We start from the raw sequence: 19,646 nt of genomic DNA, 5'->3' as shown, positions 1-19,646 counted from the left end.
ATCATTAACATCCTAAGCTATATTCTGTACTCTCTCCAGTAGAACTATTTGTGCCATTAGCAATCGCACATAATTGTTTTTGTTGTGTACGACTAAGAACAGCATCAGTAAAATCTGCACCATCTATTTTTGCCCCTTCAAAATTACTCTCCATTAATAAAGCATTTGTAAAATTAACATCCGAAAGATCTGCACCTGAAAAGTCTGTTGCATAAGCTAGTGAATCTCTTAAATTGGCTCCAGTAAACTTTGAGTTTTGCAATTTACTATTATTGAACACCGCGCCTTCTAAATTACTTTCACTGAAATTAAACCCATTCAAATCAAACTTAACGTATTCGTTACCGCTTAAATCTTGACCATGCATATCTGGCTCTAAATTAAGGTCTTGTTGGTTTCTAATCTCAGGAGGTCTTTTAGCCCATGCAGAATTTACAGAATTAAAAAATAAAATCCCAACGAATAACAAAGTAATTAATGCATTCTTTAATGAGGAGAAAACAATTGATTTAATCATAATAAGACTGTATTTTAGAACTTAAGTATTTAAAGTTTGTAAGAGTATCTTAAAGGAAAATATATGGCAATGTCACTAAAGGTTATTGTTCCTCCTCATCCATTAATAAAACATTGGCTTTCAATATTGCGAGAAAAAAACACTCCAAATATTTTGTACTCAACAGGATATGAGCAATTAGGGAAATGGCTTACATATGAAGCATTACGTAATTGGCTGCCATATAAAAAAGAAATAGTAAATACTGATAATGGGGACGCAGATGGATTCTTTATTAATAATGATTATCCAATAAAAGTGCTCGCAATGTTGCCCGAAGGGTTATCTCTTTGGTTTGGATCTAAAGAAGTAATTCCTAATTCAACCCTCTCATTAGGAGAACTTCCTAAAACTATTGAATCAAATGAAGGAGTTATATTTTATTCAGAACAAATAACGACAAAATCAGCAACATTAGAAACTTTAATTAAATTAAAGGAATTAGGTGTTGATTCAAATAGGATTCTTTTAATAACTGCTATTTGCTCAAATAAAGGTTTAAATGAAATTGCGAAATTATTCCCTAATCAGGTAATTTACACTTCTTGCATAGATGAGGAAGATGAAGACACAAAATTATTAGTACCGGGTATTGGGAATCCTTTATCGCGTTTAAGTACTATATTTCAAGATAAGAACTAATATAGAATATAGGAGTAAATATTTTACCAATGTCTGAATACAGAGATTCGTCTTCAAATAATCTTTTATCATTAATAAGCGGTGCTTTTATTGGAGCAGCAGGTCTAGCTTGGTGGTTAATATCCGAAGCAGACAAAAGAAAGGAGGAAAAGAAACAAAAAGCCATGATGTATTCCTCCAGAATTCAAGACGGCTCTGAAGCGATTGATTCAAATAAAAATATAAATGAAGTTGAAGGAGAGAATCTGGAGAAGAAAGTTGAGCAACTTAATTCTGCAATTGCTGATGTGAGGAAGCAACTTGAAGAGTTGGGGCAATAGAATAAAAAAAGGTTCACAAATAATATGAATAAACTCAGATCATCTGCAATAACCCAAGGTGTTCAAAGATCCCCTAACAGATCGATGTTAAGAGCTGTTGGATTTAATGATGAAGATTTTAATAAACCTATTATTGGAGTTGCAAATGGATACAGCACCATAACACCATGCAATATGGGTTTAAATAAGTTAGCTCTCAGAGCAGAAGATTCAATAAGAAGATCCGGTGGGATGCCTCAGATGTTTGGGACTATAACAGTAAGTGATGGCATTTCTATGGGAACAGAGGGCATGAAATATTCCCTAGTTTCAAGAGAAGTTATTGCTGATTCAATTGAAACAGCATGCAATGCTCAGAGTATGGATGGAGTACTTGCTATAGGTGGATGTGACAAAAATATGCCTGGTGCAATGATTGCGATTGCAAGAATGAATATTCCCTCAATTTTTATTTATGGAGGGACAATCAAACCAGGTAAACTACATGGAGAAGATCTTACTGTTGTTAGTGCATTTGAAGCTGTTGGACAACTAACATCTGGCAAAATTAATGAAGAAAGGCTAATCCAAGTTGAAAAAAATTGTATTCCTGGTGCTGGTAGCTGTGGAGGGATGTTTACAGCTAATACAATGTCTGCGGTTATTGAAGTATTAGGGTTAAGTCTTCCTCACAGTTCCACTATGGCTGCTGAAGATCTTGAAAAAGAACTAAGTGCAGATAAAAGTGCTGAGATATTAGTCTCTGCAATAGAAAAAGATATAAGACCTCTAGACCTAATGACTAAGAAAGCATTTGAAAATGCAATATCAGTAATTATGGCAATTGGCGGATCAACAAATGCGGTATTGCACATCTTAGCTATTGCTAATACTGCAGGAATAGATATCAACATTAATGATTTTGAGAGAATCAGACAAAAAGTACCCGTTATTTGTGACCTTAAACCGAGTGGTAAATATGTGACGGTGGATCTTCATAAGGCAGGTGGGATTCCACAAGTAATGAAAATACTTTTAAATGCAGGATTAGTTCATGGCGATTGCAAAAACATTGAAGGCAAAACCATCTCGGAATACCTACAAAATATTCCAGATAAGCCTCCAACAAATCAAAATGTCATAAGAGACATAGATGACCCTCTTTATAAAAAAGGACATCTAGCGATATTAAAAGGTAACTTAGCGAGTGAAGGTTCTGTAGCCAAAATTAGCGGAGTAAAAAACCCTGTATTAACAGGTCCAGCAAAGATTTTTGAAAGTGAAGAGGATTGTTTAAAATCGATATTAAATAACGAGATCAAAGCTGGTGATGTTGTTGTTATTAGAAACGAAGGTCCTGTAGGAGGTCCAGGCATGAGAGAAATGTTAGCTCCAACATCTGCCATTGTTGGTCAAGGGCTAGGAGAGAAGGTAGCTTTAATTACCGATGGCAGATTTAGCGGTGGTACCTATGGTCTTGTTGTGGGTCACATAGCTCCAGAGGCTGCTGTTGGAGGAAATATTGCCCTAATAAAACAAGGTGATTTAATTACTGTAGATGCTGTAAAACAACTAATTGAAGTTGATTTATCTGACGAAGAATTAGAAAAAAGAAAAAAAGATTGGGTAAAACCTATACAAAAATACAAAAGAGGAATTCTTTCAAAATATTCAAAAATCGTAAGCACATCAAGTTTAGGGGCTGTTACTGATTTATAAATCAGCTCAAAGATTATTTTCTTAATCAATAAAACTTTTTATCCTATTTGCTAAATTTTCCAATCTAGCACTGTATTTTGGTGAGTTGCATTTTTTTCCATTATTGCTATCCATCCATAATGTTTTAACTCCACACCATAATATTGGTTCATCAGGGAAATTAAGCTTAGAGATTACTAAAACCAACTCTTTATTTGATTTAAAAAGTTCTAATTCAAGATCGTAAATTTCTAATCTTTTACCTTCTTTATCTCGACATAAGATATTAACCGTCAAATCAATACCTTCTTCTTCAATTTCGTATTCACCATTTATTTTTACGACAGAATGAACAAAAGGTTTATTTGTTAAATCTGCTGACTTAGCGATTAAGCTCTCTATATTTTTAGGTGGATTTTCAAATAACACTTATTGATTTAATTAAAACTTTTATGGAACCCTGTTTAAACTCATTATTAAGTAATCCATCATCACCAAACTTTGAGTGTAGTAGCTGCAATCTTTTAATTTTAGATGGCTTGAATTTAAATGGAAAACGTACCTTATTAGCTCTTACTGAGGGTTTTAGCTCAATAAAGGGTATTTGAATATTTGTTGTTCCGAATTTTTTTGTTGGGAATGATTTAATCCATCTAAGACCACCTGGAATAAATTCGGTTAGACCTAGTAGATCATCTTCACAAGCTACAGCAAATTTAAAAGTTCTTCCTTGTCCATCAATATTTAATTCAAAGGATGAATATTCAGATATATTTAAAGGGGGTTTATAAATAGACGATCTACAACTAACAAATCCTCCTGCTTTCTCGACAATATTACCCTTTAATAACAAACCAGAATTTGAAATTTCACAAAATGCCGAACTTGATCCACCCATAACAGTATCATTTAATGTTTTCCAACCATTGAAGTCCTTTTTCTGGAATAAAAATTTTTTCTTATTCATTAAATAATTTTAATTATTAATAGACTCTAACTAAATTTCTAATTCTTTTGCTGATTCCTGATCACAAAATATTGAAATTTGATTAATAGATTTTATTAATCTTGATGGTGTTCTTTCTGGTGGCTCTTTTTCATCTAATAATCTCTTAAGAGCAATTCTTTTAGAAGCTCCACTAACCAAAAATACTATCTTTGAAGAGGTTGAAAGGACCTTTGGAGTTAATGAAATTCTTTTTAATCCTTTACCTTCATTAAAAATCACAAAATCATCTACGTTATTATTTTTTTGATAAGGGAATAGTGAAGCTGTATGACCATCGTCTCCAAGACCTAATAATGTTAAATCAAAGGTTGGAGAGTTTGATCCACATATTTCAAATAATTTAGAAATAAATTGATTTTTTATAGCTTCATCATCAGCCTTTAAATCATTGAAAATTTCATAAAAAAAAGCTTTAGATCCAAAGTTAGTTAACAATGAATTTTTCAACATTAACGAGTTACTCAATTCTGAATTTGGATCAACACATCTTTCATCTCCTAAAAAAACATCTACCATATCCCATCTGAGATCACTATTTGATAGAAGCTTATATACAGATTTAGGCGTTGATCCTCCACTCACACAAAATTTGAATCTTTCTTTATTTTTTAATGTATGAATAATTTGGTTTTCAATAAAGTCAAAAACTGCTGATGAAAGTTCTAACTTGTCTTCATAGATTTTTAGAGTGTATCCATTTTTAACCTTTTCGATCATTTCATCCATTCAGTATGAAAACTACCTTCCTTATCAATTCTTTCATAAGTATGAGAGCCAAAACAGTCTCTCATAGCCTGCACTAAGTTCTGAGGGAGTCTATTTGTTCTATAACTATTAAAATAATCTAAAGTACTAGATAAACATGGAACGGGTATACCAGCTTTTGTTGATAAAGAAACTACATTAGCTAAGTTATCCAATCTTGTTGAAATTTCTTTATTGAACCAATCATCAAAAATTAGATTTTTTAAATTGGGATCCTTATTATAAGCGTCTTGAATTTTACTTAATAATCTTGATCTGATTATGCAACCTCCTTTCCATATTTGTGCAATTGATGGCATATTCAAACCATAATTATATACAGAAGAAGCTTCTCTTAAAATATCCATTCCTTGAGCATAGCTTGCTATTGTGGCAAGGACTACGGCATCAAATAAAGGTTTCATTCCATCAGAAATATCTCCTAAATCAAAATCATCTATCTCTTTATTTGGTATAGTTTTTCCAATCTCACTACGTTGATCTTTTAAAGAACTCATAACTCTTGCATTTAAAGAAGCATAAATCGTTGGGACTGATACCCCTAGTTCTAAAGCACTTACAACAGTCCATAACCCAGTACCTTTCTGGCCAGCTTTATCTAATATTTTCTCTACAACATCATCTCCAGTTGTTTCGTCTTTTGTATTTAGACAAATCTCTGTTATCTCAACAAGATAAGAAGCTAATTCATCAGTATTATTCCAAATACCAAAAACCTCTGACATCTGCTGTCCATTCATACCTTTGACTCTCTTCATAAGGTCATAAGCTTCTGCAAGTATTTGCTCAATTCCATATTCGATTCCGTTATGAACAGTTTTTACAAAATGACCCGAGCCCCCTGGCCCAACGTATGCAACACATGGTCCGTCTTCAACTTTGGCAGCCATTTTAGTTAATAAGCTTTCTATCGCATCGTAGGAGGCTTTAGTACCTCCAGGCATCATACTAGGCCCTTCAAGAGCCCCTTTGGCACCCCCAGAGACTCCCATTCCAATGTATCCAAAACTTTTACTTTCAAGAGTATTTACCCTTCTTTCTGTATCTTTAAATTGAGAATTACCGCCATCTATTAATAAATCGCCTTCCTCAAGGTATCCAGAAATATTATCAATAACAGCATCTGTTGCAGATCCAGCTTTTACCATCATTAAAATTCTTCTAGGTCTCTCAAGCTTATTAACAAATTCTTGAAGAGTTTCAGCTCCCTCTATATTCTTCCCAAGGCCTCTACCTTGTAGAAATTCTTCAGTTTTTGAGTAGGTTCTATTAAAAACTACACTAGAAAATCCATTTCTTTCTGCGTTAAGAACTAAATTTTCGCCCATAACACCAAGACCTATTAAACCAAAATGCGCCTTGGACATAAAAATTAAAAAACTCAATAAATATAGTGTGCATGCAACTCAAAAAAATTGCTCAAAAAAAATACTTATGTCAGCGAAAAACGATCGAAATTATTTAAATAACAGTTCCGTTTGCAATAGTTGCATTTTTAACTACTACAACAATTCCATTTCTTATATAAAAGCCTAATTCTGGCTTATCTGCTTCTTCAACTCTATCTTTGTTGATAATAACAACATTATCGCCTATCCTAGTATTCTTATCAAGAATTGCTCTTTTTACAGTAGTTCCTTCACCTACTCCAAGAGGTGTTCCACCTCCTTTTCTTAATTCAATTCTTTCTTCAGGTGATTCAAAGAAATCTGCACCCATAACCAAAGTGTCTTCAAGAACAGAATCACTTTCAATCCTGCTTCTTACACCTAAAACACAATGCAAAATACTGCATGACTTCAGAATTGTTCCTTCGCAAACTATTGAATCAGTAATTTGAGCATCTACAAGTTTAGAAGGGGGGAGAAATCTAGGTCTTGTATAAATTGGAAATTTTTCATCATAAAAACTAAATGGAGGTTTTGGTTGTTCTGTTAATGCTAAATTTGATTCAAAGAATGCTCCAATGGTTCCAATATCTTCCCAATAATCATCGAATACATAACTCTTAAGAGTATCACCTCTATTAAGAGCTTCAGGAATTATGTCCTTACCAAAATCTGTATAACTAGGGAATTTATTTAGAAGATCAAAAAGAGTATTTCTACTAAAAACGTAAATCCCCATAGAAGCAAGATATGGTTTTTCTGCGGCCGATTCCTTAGTTAATCCAAATTTCGATGTATCCACTGCCATTGCCTTCAACTTCTCTCCAGTAGGCTTCTCACTGAATTCTTTTATATTCCCTAAATCATCAGTTCTCATGAGGCCAAAACCTTCTGCTTGAGCTTCATCAACAGGTAAAGCTGCAACAGTTAAATCCGCTCCATTATCTCTATGATGCTGAACAAATAAACTGTAATCCATTCTATACAGTTGATCACCTGACAATATTAAATACTCATCCACATCCCATTCTTGAAATAACCATTGGTATTTTCTTACGGCATCAGCAGTCCCTTCAAACCACTTTGGACTATCAGGAGTCTGTTGTGCGGCTAGAACCTCCACAAAACCTTGACCAAAAGGGCCATTCAAATTATAGGTTCTCCCTATATGTCTATTTAGAGATGCACTATTGAACTGAGTCAATACGTACATTTTTTCTATACCTGAATTAATACAGTTACTAATTGGGATATCTATTAAACGATACTTACCTGCCAATGGGACAGCAGGTTTTGCCCTCATTTTTGTTAAAGGGTAAAGTCTAGAACCTTTTCCTCCTCCGAGGATGATTGCCAACACACGCTTCATTCAATCTAATGGAGGTAGATATACAACTATTTAAAGTAACTGATTATGTGCAGATTTAGAAATAGCAATGGTCAGTTTACAAAGGTATTTCGATAAATCACTAGAAAAACTTAATATAAATAAAGAAAATTTAGCTATTTTGATCCTCATCTACTAAAGAAAACAATTTTTCAACGATTTTTAAAGAAGCTTGTCTCTCTTCTCTTGATTGAGGACTTCTCAACTTAGTAACAGGAGTGTGAAGTATTTTATTGATAATTCCTTTAGTCAGAGCTTCAACAACTTTTCTTTCTCTAGCAGAAAAGTCTGGTCCCATCCTACTAAGTGCTTTTTGCAATTCCTCTTTTCTAATTAACTCCAAATCTGATCTAAGTTTATTAATTACTGGAACCGCTTCTAAACTTGCCCACCATTCTAGAAAAATAATTCTTTCTTCTTCTACTAAAGATTCTGCTTCCTTTGCAATTTTCTGTCTAAATTCTTGATTCCTTGAAACGACCTCCTGCAAGTCATCTACATCAAATGAATTTACAAATTCATGTTGTTTGACATCATTAGATATATTTCTCGGTACACCAATATCGATAAATTTAATTTCATTACTCAAATTCAATTTTTCAATTTTAGCGAGATCAATTATTGGCTCTTCGGACGCTGTACTAGTAAAGACAAGAGAAGATATTGATATATGTTCATCTAATTCGTTTAACCCTTTACAAACAATCTCCAAATCGGGGAAATCTATCGCAAGATTTGATGCTCTATCAATATTTCTATTAACAAGAATAAGTTTATTACATCCTTTTGATTTTAAATGAGTTATTAAAAGCCTACTCATTCGTCCGGCTCCAACCACAAGAACCTTTTCTGATTCCAAACTTACAAGAGTATCAAGCCCCTTTTCTTGTCCAATTTTTAATTGAGCAAGTTCAACTGCTGCTGAACTGATTGATACAGCTCCAGTTCCTAAATTCGTCTCGGATCTAACTTTTTTACCAGTACTAATAGATTGAGTTAATAATCTATTAAGAATAGGCCCAGTAGATTGATTCTCTTGACCTAATCTCATCATTTTTTTTACCTGCGAAAGGATTTGTCCTTCGCCTAAAACAAGACTATCTAGTCCTGCAGAAACTTTCATCAAATGCAAAACAGCATCTTCTTGTCTAAAACAAAAAAGATGTGGATTTAAATCTTTAAAAATTATTCCAGAATAATCTGATATAAATTCTTTAATCGATGAAATTCCAGTATTTTTATCCTTTACTAGCGCATATATTTCTAGCCTATTACAAGTACTTAAAATTGACACCTCCAAAACATCTGAGAAAGCTTTTAATGCTTTCAATGATTCTGTTATGGATTGGTCAGGAATACTTAACTTCTCACGCACTTCGACAGGTGCCGTGCGATGACTTAGTCCGACGACAACAATATGCATAAAATTAAAAGTGAATTTTTAAAGGCTGATACTCTTAGCACCATCTTTTATATGGACAGTATTTGTAAATCTTGCAGTACTATCCAATGTACTAATTAGTAGACTGCTTGTTCTAACACAATCCCTTTCAAATTTAACTCCGTCAAATAACAATCCATCGGTTATTCCACTTCCAGCGAAAACAACGTTTTCTCCGGATGCCAGTTCGTTAGCTTCATATATTTTATCTATATCAGTTATACCCATTTCATTAAGACGTTTTATATTCCCTTCCTTTGTGTAATCCGCCCATTCAGAAGTTTGAGCAATTGCTGGATCATAAACTAGTTGTCCTTGAAAGTGTCCACCTAAAGCTCTCATTGCAGCAGCAGAAATAACACCTTCCGGAGCAGCACCTATACCCATCAAGCAATGTGTTCCCGTCCCTGCAAAACCACATGCAATCGCAGCTTGAACATCACCATCAGAAATCGGTTGTACTTTAGCACCACATCCTCTAATCTCTTTAATTAAATCTTTGTGCCTAGTTCTATCCATTACAACAACAGTGAGTTCATCAATAGAAAGATCCAAACATTCACTAAGTATCTTCAAGTTTTCAGTCGCCGAATTTCTTATATCAACTTTCCCTTTAGCAGCAGGAGGAGCAGCTAATTTGTTCATATAAAAATCAGGAGCATTAAAAAGACCGCCTGTATCAGAGGCAGCCAAAACTGCCATAGAACCTCTTTGATTATTTGCACAAAGATTAGTTCCTTCGCAAGGATCTACAGCAAAATCAACTCCTGGTCCACTCCCACTCCCTACCTCTTCACCTATATAAAGCATAGGTGCTTCATCTCTTTCACCTTCTCCAATAACAATTTTCCCTTTCATTTCAATTTTGCCCATTCGCAATCTCATTGCTTCGACAGCTGCAGCATCAGCTTCATCTTTTTGACCAAGTCCTGTTAGCTTTGCTGAGGCAATTGCTGCTTGCTCGACAACTTCGAGAATTTCTTGAATTAAAGTTTGATTCACAATTAAATTTTTGAGGTTTTTCTAAAAGGTTTTGAGTATATAATCTCATAAAAAATGTCATTTTATATGAGAAATATTATGCTAATAAGCTTTTTTTAACTCTTTACAGCTGTTACTTTATCAGGCCGCGACTTGAAATTAGGAATAAGCAACTAAATATAGTATCTTTATTAAATATTTTAAAAATTAAATGACTGAGTCAAATCAAACAAATTCAGCTGGTGTTAATAGACCAATTCAAATAATTCCTTCAGTTTTACCAGCAGATTGGGCAAATATGGGGGCATGCGTGAAAGAACTTGAGGAAGCGGGGGTAGATAGAATTCAATTTGATGTAATGGATGGAAATTTTGTGCCAAATCTTACTTTTGGTCCTGAGATGATTTTTGCATGCAGGAAATATTGTAATGTCCCTTTTGAAACTCAATTAATGGTGAGCCAATACAACTGTGAAACCATGCTTGAATCTTATGTAAACGCTACAAAAGGTGCAAATGGTGAACCAGGAGTAGTAATAGCACATGCGGAAGCAAATATTCATTTACATAGAGTTCTCGGAAGGATAAAAGACCTAGGAGGATCTCCTTCTGTAGCATTAAACCCCCATACTCCATTTGAAATGATTGAAAACATTATGGATATGGTTGATCATGTTTTAGTTATGACAGTTAATCCAGGCTTTGGAGGACAAGCTTATATACCAACAATGCTTAATAAAATCAGAAAAATAAGAAACTTTATTATCGAAAAAAACTTAAATGTCGACATTGAAGTTGATGGGGGCATAAAAGCAAATTGGACTATTTCACAATGTGCCGCTGCTGGCGCTAATTGCTTCATTGCAGGCAGTGGAATGTTTGCTTACCCAACATTAAAAGAGGGATGTGATGACTTGAGAAAAGTTGCTCAAGAGGCACAAAAAGGTAAGGTGCTTGCAGAACCACAATAAATATCCTGAGATATTAACAAATCATCCAAATATCCAGCCATAACTATGTAAACCAATGCCTAAGAAATTGACCCCTAAGTAACATACTAAAACAACTAAGAAGCCAGTGGAGGCTAATAATGCTGGTCTTCTTCCTTGCCAACCTTTACTTATTCTCATATGCAGATAAGCAGCATAAAACAACCATGAGATAAATGCCCATGTTTCTTTTGGATCCCAACTCCACCATGTGCCCCATGCTTCATTAGCCCAAACCGCACCTGAAATCAAACCGAGGGTCAAAAGAACAAAACCTATCAATATAGAACGATAACTTAAGGTATCTAGTTCTTCTGAATGCGAGAATTCAATAGGATCAATTAAATCCTTTAAAGGATAGTTATTAGAAATTTTGAACCCTCCTATACCTGTAGAACTACTTCTAATTTGAAGCGGTTTATTTTTATTAATGAACAAAACAGAAGCTGAAAGTAAAGAACCTATTATTAATGCGGCATAACTAAGCATTACTACACTAACATGCATGACTAACCAACTAGATCTTAAAGCAGGAACCAGGTTTGATGATAATTTCAAATCGTCAGGCAAAACAAAACAAGCAAAAGCTACCAACAGTAACTCAATTGGTATAGCAATTGAAGGTATTATTGGAGATTGGTATTCCCTCTCAATCAATAGTTGGCCCATTGTGATACCCCAAGTAAGGAAATAAAGAGATTCATATAAATTGCTGATTGGGAAGTGTCCAGAAATTGACCACCTAAAAAGTAATTGTAATGTTATGAATAAATTCACCAGAATCGTAAGTAGTCTTACACTAAAAGAAGACTTTTTTTTGAAAACTGCACCTAAAGATATTGGTAAATTAACTAATAAGATATAAAAGACTAAAAGACCTAAAACTGAAACAGGTTCATATATTAAATTTTTAAAAAAATTATCGAGTATCATTTCTAGAAATTTATCAAGATTTAATATTCTAATGACAACCAAATAATAATTTAAATCATTCTTATATGAGTAAATCTTTAATAATTAAGTTTTAATTTATTTTGCAAAAGGATTTCAAAGCTTGAAATCATCTCCTAGATAGTACTTCTTGACTATTGGATTATCTGCTAATTCACTAGATGATCCGTAAGCTAAAATTTTTCCTTCACTTAACACATATGATTTTTGGGTAATTAAAAGAGTTTCCCTCACATTGTGGTCCGTAATAAGAATCCCTACCCCTTCATAACTTAATTTAAGAATTAGTTTCTTTAAATCATTAACAGCTAGAGGATCAATTCCAGCGAACGGCTCATCTAATAATAAATATTTAGGCCCTTTTCTACCTACAGTGAGAGCTCTCGCTATCTCACACCTCCTTCTCTCTCCTCCTGATAGTTGATAACCATAGTTATCTACAAAATTATTCAGATTAAATTCATTAATTAATTGTTCTCTTCTATTTCTAATTGCTGCTCGACTATAAGATGAATTCTGCAAAGCCAAATCTATATTGTCCTTAACAGTGAGATCTCTAAATATACTCGCCTCCTGAGTTAAATAACCCAACCCAAGTCTTGATCTAATTGGGAGTGGAAGATTAGTTATATTTTTACCATTCATTAAAACTTCCCCTTTATCAGGTTTAATATTTCCAACTGCAAGATTAAAAGTGGTAGTTTTCCCTGCACCATTAGGTCCCATCAAACCTACAACTTCTCCTGGATTTACATTTATGGAAACATCATTTACAATTGATTTTCCTTTAATTGAAAGTGATACATTTTGAATTTTTAAGTTCATCTTCCTTGAAAACGATTATTTATCTTATTTTCTTGAAAAAAAATAAAAATAGAAAACAATAATTTAATTAAAGATATAGATATATGCATAGTGATTAAAGAGGTTTCAAAAAAGGCTTATCGTTCTCAGTTAAAATCTCTTTGTATTGTAATTTTCTCAATAAATATTCCAAACATCGACAAAAGGATTCAAGATCAATCCCTAAATTAATATTGGTTCTTGTTTTTATTCTACCTAAACCTTCTCCAAGCAAAATAGTAGCTCCATTTAAATTACCCTTACTTAAGTGAAACTGAGAGACAGATACTTGTAAAATCCCCTGGATGACTTGTCTTTCGTCACCATCAACAGAATTCCATATTTCTTCAAAAGCATCATGGGCCTCATACCATTTATGATTATTAAATAGATTTAAAGCAGTAAAAAGGGATTCTTCAAAACTTTTTCCATTTTCTTTAATCATAAAATTAATTATTAAGCTTTTTTCTTCTTATTTATTTTTCTCATTCTTATTGAATCGGGTGTCACCTCAAGCATTTCATCAGGACCAATATATTCTAGTGCTCTTTCAAGGGTAATATCTACAGGCGATTGCAAAGTATCAAGTTCTTCAGCCCCTGCAGACCTCATATTAGTCAACTGCTTAGTTTTACATATATTTAACTCAAGATCTTGAGGTCGATTATTCTCTCCAATTATCATTCCCTTATAAACTTTTACTCCAGGTTTAATAAAATAAACTCCCCTATCTTCAGCATTCTTTAGAGCATAAAATGTTGCCACACCTTCCTCAAAAGCAATGAGGACTCCATTTCTCCTAGTTTCAAAATCTCCTGTTTTTGGTTTATATTCATAAAATGAGTGACTCATGATACCTTCACCTCTAGTTATCCGAACAAATTCACCACGAAATCCAATCAGTCCTCTTGATGGCACAAGAAATTCTAATTGAGTTCTCCCATCTGAGCTTGTCTGCATGTTTTTCATCTCTGCCTTTCTCGATCCAAGTTTTTCTATACATGAACCAACAGACACTTCAGGTACATCTAAAACCAAAGTTTCTATAGGCTCACATTCAACATTATCAATTTGTCTAAAAATTACTTGAGGTTGTGAGATTTGAAATTCAAAACCCTCTCTTCTCATAGTTTCAATCAAAATCCCTAAATGTAATTCTCCTCTTCCTGAAACTGAGAACCTATCAGGAGATTCAGTTTCTTCTACCCTTAGGGCAACATTTGTTAAAAGTTCCCTCTCTAATCTATTTTTTAATTGTCTACTAGTAACAAATTTCCCTTCTTTTCCTGCAAATGGGGAATCATTGACAACAAAAGTCATATTTAAGGTAGGTTCATCAACTTTGATTAATGGAAGAGGATGAGGAGAATCGGGACAAGCTATGGTCTCACCAATATTGACGTCATCGAAACCTGAAACAGCAACAATATCTCCTGCGAATGCTTCATTTATATCAATTCTTTGTAATCCTTCAAATCCTAATAGTTTACTAACCTTACCTTTAATAGTTTTTCCATTTTCTTTAATTAAACTAGCTTGTTGACCATTTTTTATAGTTCCATTGTGAATTTTTCCAATTACAATTCTGCCCAAGAAATCAGAATAGTCCAAAGTGGTTATTTGCAGCTGAAGAGGCTTATTTGAGTCACCTACTGGAGGTGGAACATGTCTGATAATAGCTTCAAAAAGAGGCATCATATTGTCACTATTAGATTCCATCTCTTCTTTTGCAAACCCAGATAGGCCGCTTCCAAAAAGATAAGGGAAATCACATTGATCATCATCAGCTCCTAATTCTAAAAACAAATCAAGGACCTTATCTATTGCTATTTCTGGTACTACTCTGGGTCTATCAATTTTATTTACAAAGACTATAGGCCTAAGTCCTTTTTCTAATGCCTTTTTTAAAACAAATCTTGTTTGAGGCATAGGTCCCTCATTTGCATCAACAATAAGCAAACAACCATCAACCATTCCCAAAACCCTCTCGACTTCTCCTCCAAAATCTGCATGTCCAGGTGTATCTATAATATTAATTCTGGTGTCTTTATAGTTTACTGCAGTATTTTTTGAGAGTATTGTTATTCCTCTTTCTCTTTCAAGATCATTTGAATCCATTACACATGTGGGAATAACTTCATTGTCTCTAAATATTCCTGATTGAGATAACAATGCATCCACAAGAGTTGTCTTCCCATGATCTACGTGGGCAATAATTGCAACATTCCTAATTTCTTTTATCGAAGATGACATTTATAAAATTTATATAAATAATAGATTGACTTTATTAAGGCTAACTCAAAGAATGCTTATTATGACAATTTTCTCTTTAAGACTTTGAAAAACATTATCATAATTGAATAATTAATCAGTTAAATTTATAATTCTCTATTTGAAGTTTCAAAAACTTTTAAAGCTTCAATTGACCCCTCATATCTCCAATGCCAGGGTTCGTAGTCGATATATTTATTGTTTTTGTTAAACGATAATTTAAAATGAAACTTAGCTGCATTCTTTATTAACCATCTAAAGGCGCGAGTATTTTCGAATTCGGTCTCAAAGTCCGTTTCTCTTTGGGTTGCATCACCAATATCAATTGCAAAACCAGTACTATGTTCTGAATATCCTGGAGGTGCTGAAACTCTAGCTCTTTCTGATGCTTCTTGATTTCTAATAGATTTTAAAGAATAAAAGATTTCGTTTTGCAAATTCATTGATCTATAACCACTTAAGAAGACCAAATATATCCCATCATTTTTCGCTTCTTCTCTCATTTTTAATAAAGAATCACGCATGTCAATATGAACTTCAATATTAGGCTCAATTAAAACTAGTTTCTCCTTTGGAATTTCCTTATAGGGTAGATGGCCTAAAATTCTATGGTCGTAACTTCTCTCAGCCTTAAAATTAAGATTACTTAGAGCTCCTAGTTCTATATTTCTAATCAATCGCAATGTAGCGATAGAGAAAAAAAAGAAAAGAAATGGAGAAAATATTAATAATTTTTTTAATAATATTGAATTAGAGTTATTTAAATAAGTTCTTTTGGCTAAGGGGATATCAAATTGATTTATATCTTTGTTTTGTTCCAATATTTAGTGGTGAATTTGGAAAACATATTTCGATATTAACTATTATTTTAAGAAATGCACTTTTATAAGCAAAAAAGATGTAGCTTTTATATAAAGTATTATTTTTTTTCATATGTTGAGGGTAGCTGTTATTGGAGGAGGTCCAAGTGGTTCATGTGCTGCAGAAATACTTGCTAAAGCAGGAATAAAAACTTGGCTCTTCGAGAGGAAATTAGATAATGCAAAACCATGTGGGGGTGCTATTCCTCTTTGCATGGTAGAGGAATTTGATTTACCTGAGTCGATTATTGATAGAAAAGTAAGGCATATGAGAATGATATCTCCATCAAATAGAGAAGTAGATATTAGCTTAGATAAGGTTTATGGAAAAAGTGATAATGAATTCATAGGAATGTGCAGAAGAGAAGTAATGGATGCTTTTATGAGAAACAGAGCTGCTGATCTGGGAGCTACATTAATAAATGGATTAGTTACTTCTATAGATACTGGAGATAACAATCAAGGTCCATATAAACTTATATATTCTGATTATTCTTCTGGAGATAAAAAAGGAGAACTGAAAGAACTTACAGTTGACCTTTTAATTGGGGCAGACGGAGCCAATAGTAGAGTTGCTAAAGCTATGGATGCTGGAGATTACAAAGTAGCTATAGCCTTTCAGGAAAGGATTAAATTACCAAAAGAAGAAATGAGTTACTATGAAGATCTAGCTGAAATGTATGTAGGAACTGACGTCTCTCCTGACTTTTATGGTTGGGTATTCCCTAAATATGATCATGTTGCCGTTGGAACAGGTACAATGCAAAAGAACCAATTATTAATAAAGGGTCTACAGGAAGGTGTAAGGAATAGAGCAAAAAAAAGACTTGTAAATGGTGAGGTTATCAAAGTAGAGGCACATCCAATTCCTGAACATCCAAGGCCTAGAAGAGTTGTTGGGAGAATGGCTTTAGTAGGAGATGCTGCTGGTTATGTTACGAAGAGTTCTGGAGAAGGTATATATTTTGCCGCAAAGAGTGGAAGAATGTGTGCAGAAGAAATTGTTGAAGCTTCAAAAAATGGAGAAATTATCCCTTCAGAAAATGATTTAAAAAATTACTTAAAAAAATGGGATAAAAAGTATGGAGCAACATATAAGGTACTAGAAATTTTACAAAATATTTTTTATAGGAACGATTCTGCTAGAGAAGCTTTTGTGGAGATGTGTGATGATATGGACGTTCAAAGACTTACTTTTGATAGTTATTTATATAAAAAAGTCGTTGCAATGAAACCAATGCAGCAAATTAAACTTACGTTGCTTACTCTTGGATCAATTTTAAGAGGTAAAGCACTTGCTCCCTTAAATTACAAACCTGTTGATAGTGCTGTTAGAGCAGAGAAAGAAGTTGAAAAAATGCTTAAAAATTATTCAATCAAAGGTGGAATTAAAGTTAAGAGTTCAAAAGTGTAAAGTCAGCGATCTTTAGAGAGTAATTTCTAATTAGGCTCAATAAGTTAAGCCTATTATTTCTTATTTTTATATTTTCTGACATTACCAGAACACCCTTTTCATTATCAAACAAATTTTCAATAGTATTTATATTAATCTCGAACAAATTTAGAAGTTTTAAATAATTGCAATAACCAGCTGAAAAAAGTTTTTCTAATTCTCTAATAAAATCAAAAACTTTGAATTCACATTCTTTTTCAAAAAGTTTTATGTTTACATAATCTCCTATTTCAAAAACGTCTGTTGAAAGATTACTGCTATTGGCTAATTTGCTTACCCTAGTAATTACCTTCTGGATTTCAACAAAAGTTTCTTTCTCTTTAAAATCAATGATAGTTTTTGTCCTTTTTTTTAGATCGACAATATTCAATATTCTTTTTTGATAAAGTTCATCAGAAGAGCAAACGGCCTTTATTAATTCTTTACTTAGTGATATTTCTTCGAGATGACTAACAATTCTTTGAACTAAAAATTCATTTAAATCATTTAAAACTTTCTCTTTTGAGAAGTTCAAATTAGGGAATGCAATTTCCCAAAAATCAATAAGTTCATTAAATAAATTATCTAAAGGCAAATCAAGTTCATAATCCCAAATTATTTTAATAACTCCATTTAAATTTCTTCTCAAAGCATAAGGATCAGATGATCCACTTGGACGCTTACCCGCAATAAATATACTTATTAAAGTTTCAACCTTATCTGCAATAGAAACTATTGCACCATATTTTGAAGAGGGCAAAGCATCTTTATAAAAAGAAGGTAAATAATGTTCAGCTACTGCCAAACAAACATCCTCACTAAATCCTTCATTTTTGAGATATTTACCACCCATTATTCCTTGCAACTCAGGGAATTCGAAAACAATTTCACTACATAAATCGTTTTTACAGTATCTTGCAGCTTCTATTATTTTTTTATTTTCTAAAGACTTATCATTTAAAAATATAAGGATTTTTTTAGTAACTTCCTCTATTCTCTCTACTCTCTGGAAAATATTTCCAAGTCCTTTCAAATAAGAAACAAATTTAAGTTTTTTATTTCTTTCATTGGAAGGAATTTTTTTATCGCTTTCTACAAAAAACTTTGCATCTGCAAACCTTGCCCTCAAGACTTTTTCATTACCCTTAGCAATATTATTATTTGATTCTTCAAGACCATTTGAAATAACGAAAAAATTTGTACTAATGTTATTTTCGGATTTTAGGTCAAGTTTAGAAAAAGTATTATTTTTTAGTAAAAGAGGTACATATCTCTGATGACTTTTCATGACTGTTGACAGAACTTCAACAGGAAGTTCAAGAAATTCTTCAGAAAATTTACAAATAATTAATTCTGGCCATTCAACTAAATCAGTTAGTTCATTTAATAATCCTTCAGAAAGGTCAGGATTCAGATTTAGTGATTTAGATGCATGATTTATTAGAATCTCAATTTTTTCTTTTCTTTCATGTCGTTTAACTAAAACTCTATTTTGTTTTAATAATTCAAAAAAATTATCAACATGCTGTACTTCAAAAACTTCATTTAATATTCTATGACTTTTTGATTTATTACTTATTTGAATTTCTGGATCACATTCATCAAATGCGAAATCAAGAATTTCATCATTATATAGAGAAGCAATCCATCTAATAGGTCTCGAAAATTTTATGTTCCCAGCCCCCCACTTCATAAATCGAGGACCTTGAAGACTCTTCAATACTTTAGGAATAATTGAAGACAAAGAAATTCTTGTTGATTGTCCTTTCTCAATTTTCTTTCCAAAGACAAAATCACCCTTTTCTGTACTTTTTATTTCTAGCTCGCCTACATCTATACCTAAACTATTTGCAAAACCTAAAGCAGCATTAGTAGGAGATCCATTTAAATAAGCTGAATTTGCTTTAGGCCCTTTTCTTACTATTATCTTATCTTCTGCATGATCTACTAAACCTTCAAGAAGTAGCACTATTCTCCGTGGTGTGGAGGTGACATCTATATTGTCGAATTTGATTAACTTTTTATCCAATTCAAATTCTATTAAAGATTTAAATTGATCTAGAACAGAATGAGAAAATTTTGCGGGCAACTCTTCTGTTCCTACTTCAAGTAAATATTTAGACAAGAAAAAAATA

General features: G+C 32.9%; 19 protein-coding genes. 5 read left to right on the top strand and 14 right to left on the bottom strand.

All coding sequences use genetic code 11. The annotated features are described in order from the left end of the window. Positions 1 to 4: 4 nt before the first annotated feature. Positions 5 to 517, bottom strand: coding sequence for a pentapeptide repeat-containing protein (locus tag EU96_RS07085; RefSeq protein WP_032526058.1), 513 nt, complete (start codon positions 515 to 517; stop codon positions 5 to 7). Positions 518 to 580: 63 nt separating this feature from the next. On the opposite strand from EU96_RS07085, the gene EU96_RS07090 reads away from it, so the two are divergent. Genes EU96_RS07090 through ilvD form a run of 3 tightly spaced genes read left to right on the top strand, consistent with a single transcriptional unit; the run spans position 581 to position 3,216 of the window. Beyond that, on the top strand, positions 581 to 1,198 hold the full coding sequence (locus tag EU96_RS07090) for a uracil phosphoribosyltransferase (protein WP_032526057.1): 618 nt from the start codon (positions 581 to 583) through the stop codon (positions 1,196 to 1,198). Between the two features lie 29 nt (positions 1,199 to 1,227). Beyond that, positions 1,228 to 1,518: a hypothetical protein gene (locus EU96_RS07095; RefSeq protein ID WP_032526055.1), complete on the top strand. Its 291-nt coding sequence runs from the start codon at positions 1,228 to 1,230 to the stop codon at positions 1,516 to 1,518. Positions 1,519 to 1,542: 24 nt separating this feature from the next. Beyond that, on the top strand, positions 1,543 to 3,216 hold the full coding sequence (gene ilvD / locus EU96_RS07100; RefSeq protein ID WP_032526054.1) for a dihydroxy-acid dehydratase: 1,674 nt from the start codon (positions 1,543 to 1,545) through the stop codon (positions 3,214 to 3,216). Positions 3,217 to 3,237: 21 nt separating this feature from the next. Here the strand turns inward: ilvD and EU96_RS07105 are convergent, their stop codons facing one another. The 7 genes from EU96_RS07105 to glpX form a co-directional block, all read right to left on the bottom strand. Further along, the gene (locus EU96_RS07105; protein ID WP_032526053.1) at positions 3,238 to 3,624 is read right to left on the bottom strand and encodes a hypothetical protein; all 387 of its coding nucleotides are present in this window, start codon (positions 3,622 to 3,624) and stop codon (positions 3,238 to 3,240) included. Beyond that, a complete protein-coding gene (locus EU96_RS07110) occupies positions 3,614 to 4,162 on the bottom strand; it encodes a CIA30 family protein (protein ID WP_032526052.1) in 549 nt (182 codons plus the stop codon). Before EU96_RS07110 ends, EU96_RS07105 begins: the two co-directional genes overlap by 11 nt. A gap of 30 nt (positions 4,163 to 4,192) precedes the next feature. Further along, positions 4,193 to 4,930 (bottom strand): 6-phosphogluconolactonase, encoded by a 738-nt coding sequence (gene pgl, locus EU96_RS07115; RefSeq protein WP_032526051.1) that lies wholly within the window; start codon positions 4,928 to 4,930, stop codon positions 4,193 to 4,195. Then, positions 4,918 to 6,336, bottom strand: a complete 1,419-nt coding sequence (gene gndA, locus EU96_RS07120; RefSeq protein WP_032526050.1) for an NADP-dependent phosphogluconate dehydrogenase — start codon at positions 6,334 to 6,336, stop codon at positions 4,918 to 4,920. The genes pgl and gndA overlap by 13 nt, the downstream gene beginning before the upstream one ends. 94 nt (positions 6,337 to 6,430) lie before the next feature. Then, positions 6,431 to 7,726: a glucose-1-phosphate adenylyltransferase gene (locus EU96_RS07125; RefSeq protein WP_032526049.1), complete on the bottom strand. Its 1,296-nt coding sequence runs from the start codon at positions 7,724 to 7,726 to the stop codon at positions 6,431 to 6,433. A gap of 130 nt (positions 7,727 to 7,856) precedes the next feature. Beyond that, positions 7,857 to 9,167, bottom strand: a complete 1,311-nt coding sequence (locus EU96_RS07130; RefSeq protein WP_032526047.1) for a glutamyl-tRNA reductase — start codon at positions 9,165 to 9,167, stop codon at positions 7,857 to 7,859. An 18-nt stretch (positions 9,168 to 9,185) separates the two neighbouring features. Beyond that, entirely contained in the window at positions 9,186 to 10,187 is a 1,002-nt protein-coding gene (glpX, locus tag EU96_RS07135) for a class II fructose-bisphosphatase (protein ID WP_032526045.1), read from the bottom strand. A gap of 190 nt (positions 10,188 to 10,377) precedes the next feature. On the opposite strand from glpX, the gene rpe reads away from it, so the two are divergent. Further along, positions 10,378 to 11,136: a ribulose-phosphate 3-epimerase gene (rpe, locus tag EU96_RS07140; protein ID WP_032526044.1), complete on the top strand. Its 759-nt coding sequence runs from the start codon at positions 10,378 to 10,380 to the stop codon at positions 11,134 to 11,136. Positions 11,137 to 11,157: 21 nt separating this feature from the next. Here rpe and ccsB read toward each other — a convergent pair whose 3' ends face one another. The 5 genes from ccsB to EU96_RS07165 all read right to left on the bottom strand — a co-directional run bounded on the left by ccsB (position 11,158) and on the right by EU96_RS07165 (position 16,040). Further along, positions 11,158 to 12,087 carry a c-type cytochrome biogenesis protein CcsB gene (gene ccsB / locus EU96_RS07145; RefSeq protein ID WP_032526228.1) on the bottom strand — a complete coding sequence of 310 codons (930 nt, stop codon included), beginning with the start codon at positions 12,085 to 12,087 and terminating at the stop codon, positions 11,158 to 11,160. A gap of 114 nt (positions 12,088 to 12,201) precedes the next feature. Then, on the bottom strand, positions 12,202 to 12,930 hold the full coding sequence (gene lptB / locus EU96_RS07150) for an LPS export ABC transporter ATP-binding protein (protein WP_032526042.1): 729 nt from the start codon (positions 12,928 to 12,930) through the stop codon (positions 12,202 to 12,204). A gap of 94 nt (positions 12,931 to 13,024) precedes the next feature. Then, positions 13,025 to 13,393: a DUF309 domain-containing protein gene (locus EU96_RS07155; protein WP_032526040.1), complete on the bottom strand. Its 369-nt coding sequence runs from the start codon at positions 13,391 to 13,393 to the stop codon at positions 13,025 to 13,027. An 11-nt stretch (positions 13,394 to 13,404) separates the two neighbouring features. Beyond that, positions 13,405 to 15,201, bottom strand: a complete 1,797-nt coding sequence (typA, locus tag EU96_RS07160; RefSeq protein ID WP_032526039.1) for a translational GTPase TypA — start codon at positions 15,199 to 15,201, stop codon at positions 13,405 to 13,407. Positions 15,202 to 15,326: 125 nt separating this feature from the next. Next, the gene (locus EU96_RS07165; protein WP_032526038.1) at positions 15,327 to 16,040 is read right to left on the bottom strand and encodes a M15 family metallopeptidase; all 714 of its coding nucleotides are present in this window, start codon (positions 16,038 to 16,040) and stop codon (positions 15,327 to 15,329) included. 112 nt (positions 16,041 to 16,152) lie between these two features. Here EU96_RS07165 and chlP point away from each other — a divergent pair, with 112 nt between their 5' ends. Then, complete coding sequence (gene chlP, locus EU96_RS07170; RefSeq protein WP_032526037.1) at positions 16,153 to 17,493, top strand: geranylgeranyl reductase; 1,341 nt, start codon at positions 16,153 to 16,155, stop codon at positions 17,491 to 17,493. On the opposite strand, the gene glyS is transcribed toward chlP, so the two are convergent. Beyond that, positions 17,474 to 19,636, bottom strand: coding sequence for a glycine--tRNA ligase subunit beta (glyS, locus tag EU96_RS07175; protein WP_032526036.1), 2,163 nt, complete (start codon positions 19,634 to 19,636; stop codon positions 17,474 to 17,476). The genes chlP and glyS overlap by 20 nt on opposite strands. Positions 19,637 to 19,646: the final 10 nt, after the last annotated feature.

This window comes from Prochlorococcus marinus str. MIT 9302 (assembly GCF_000759975.1).
GTDB lineage: Bacteria > Cyanobacteriota > Cyanobacteriia > PCC-6307 > Cyanobiaceae > Prochlorococcus_A > Prochlorococcus_A marinus_M.
Note: the sequence above shows the minus strand (reverse complement) of the source record. Positions and strands in the feature narration are given on the sequence as shown.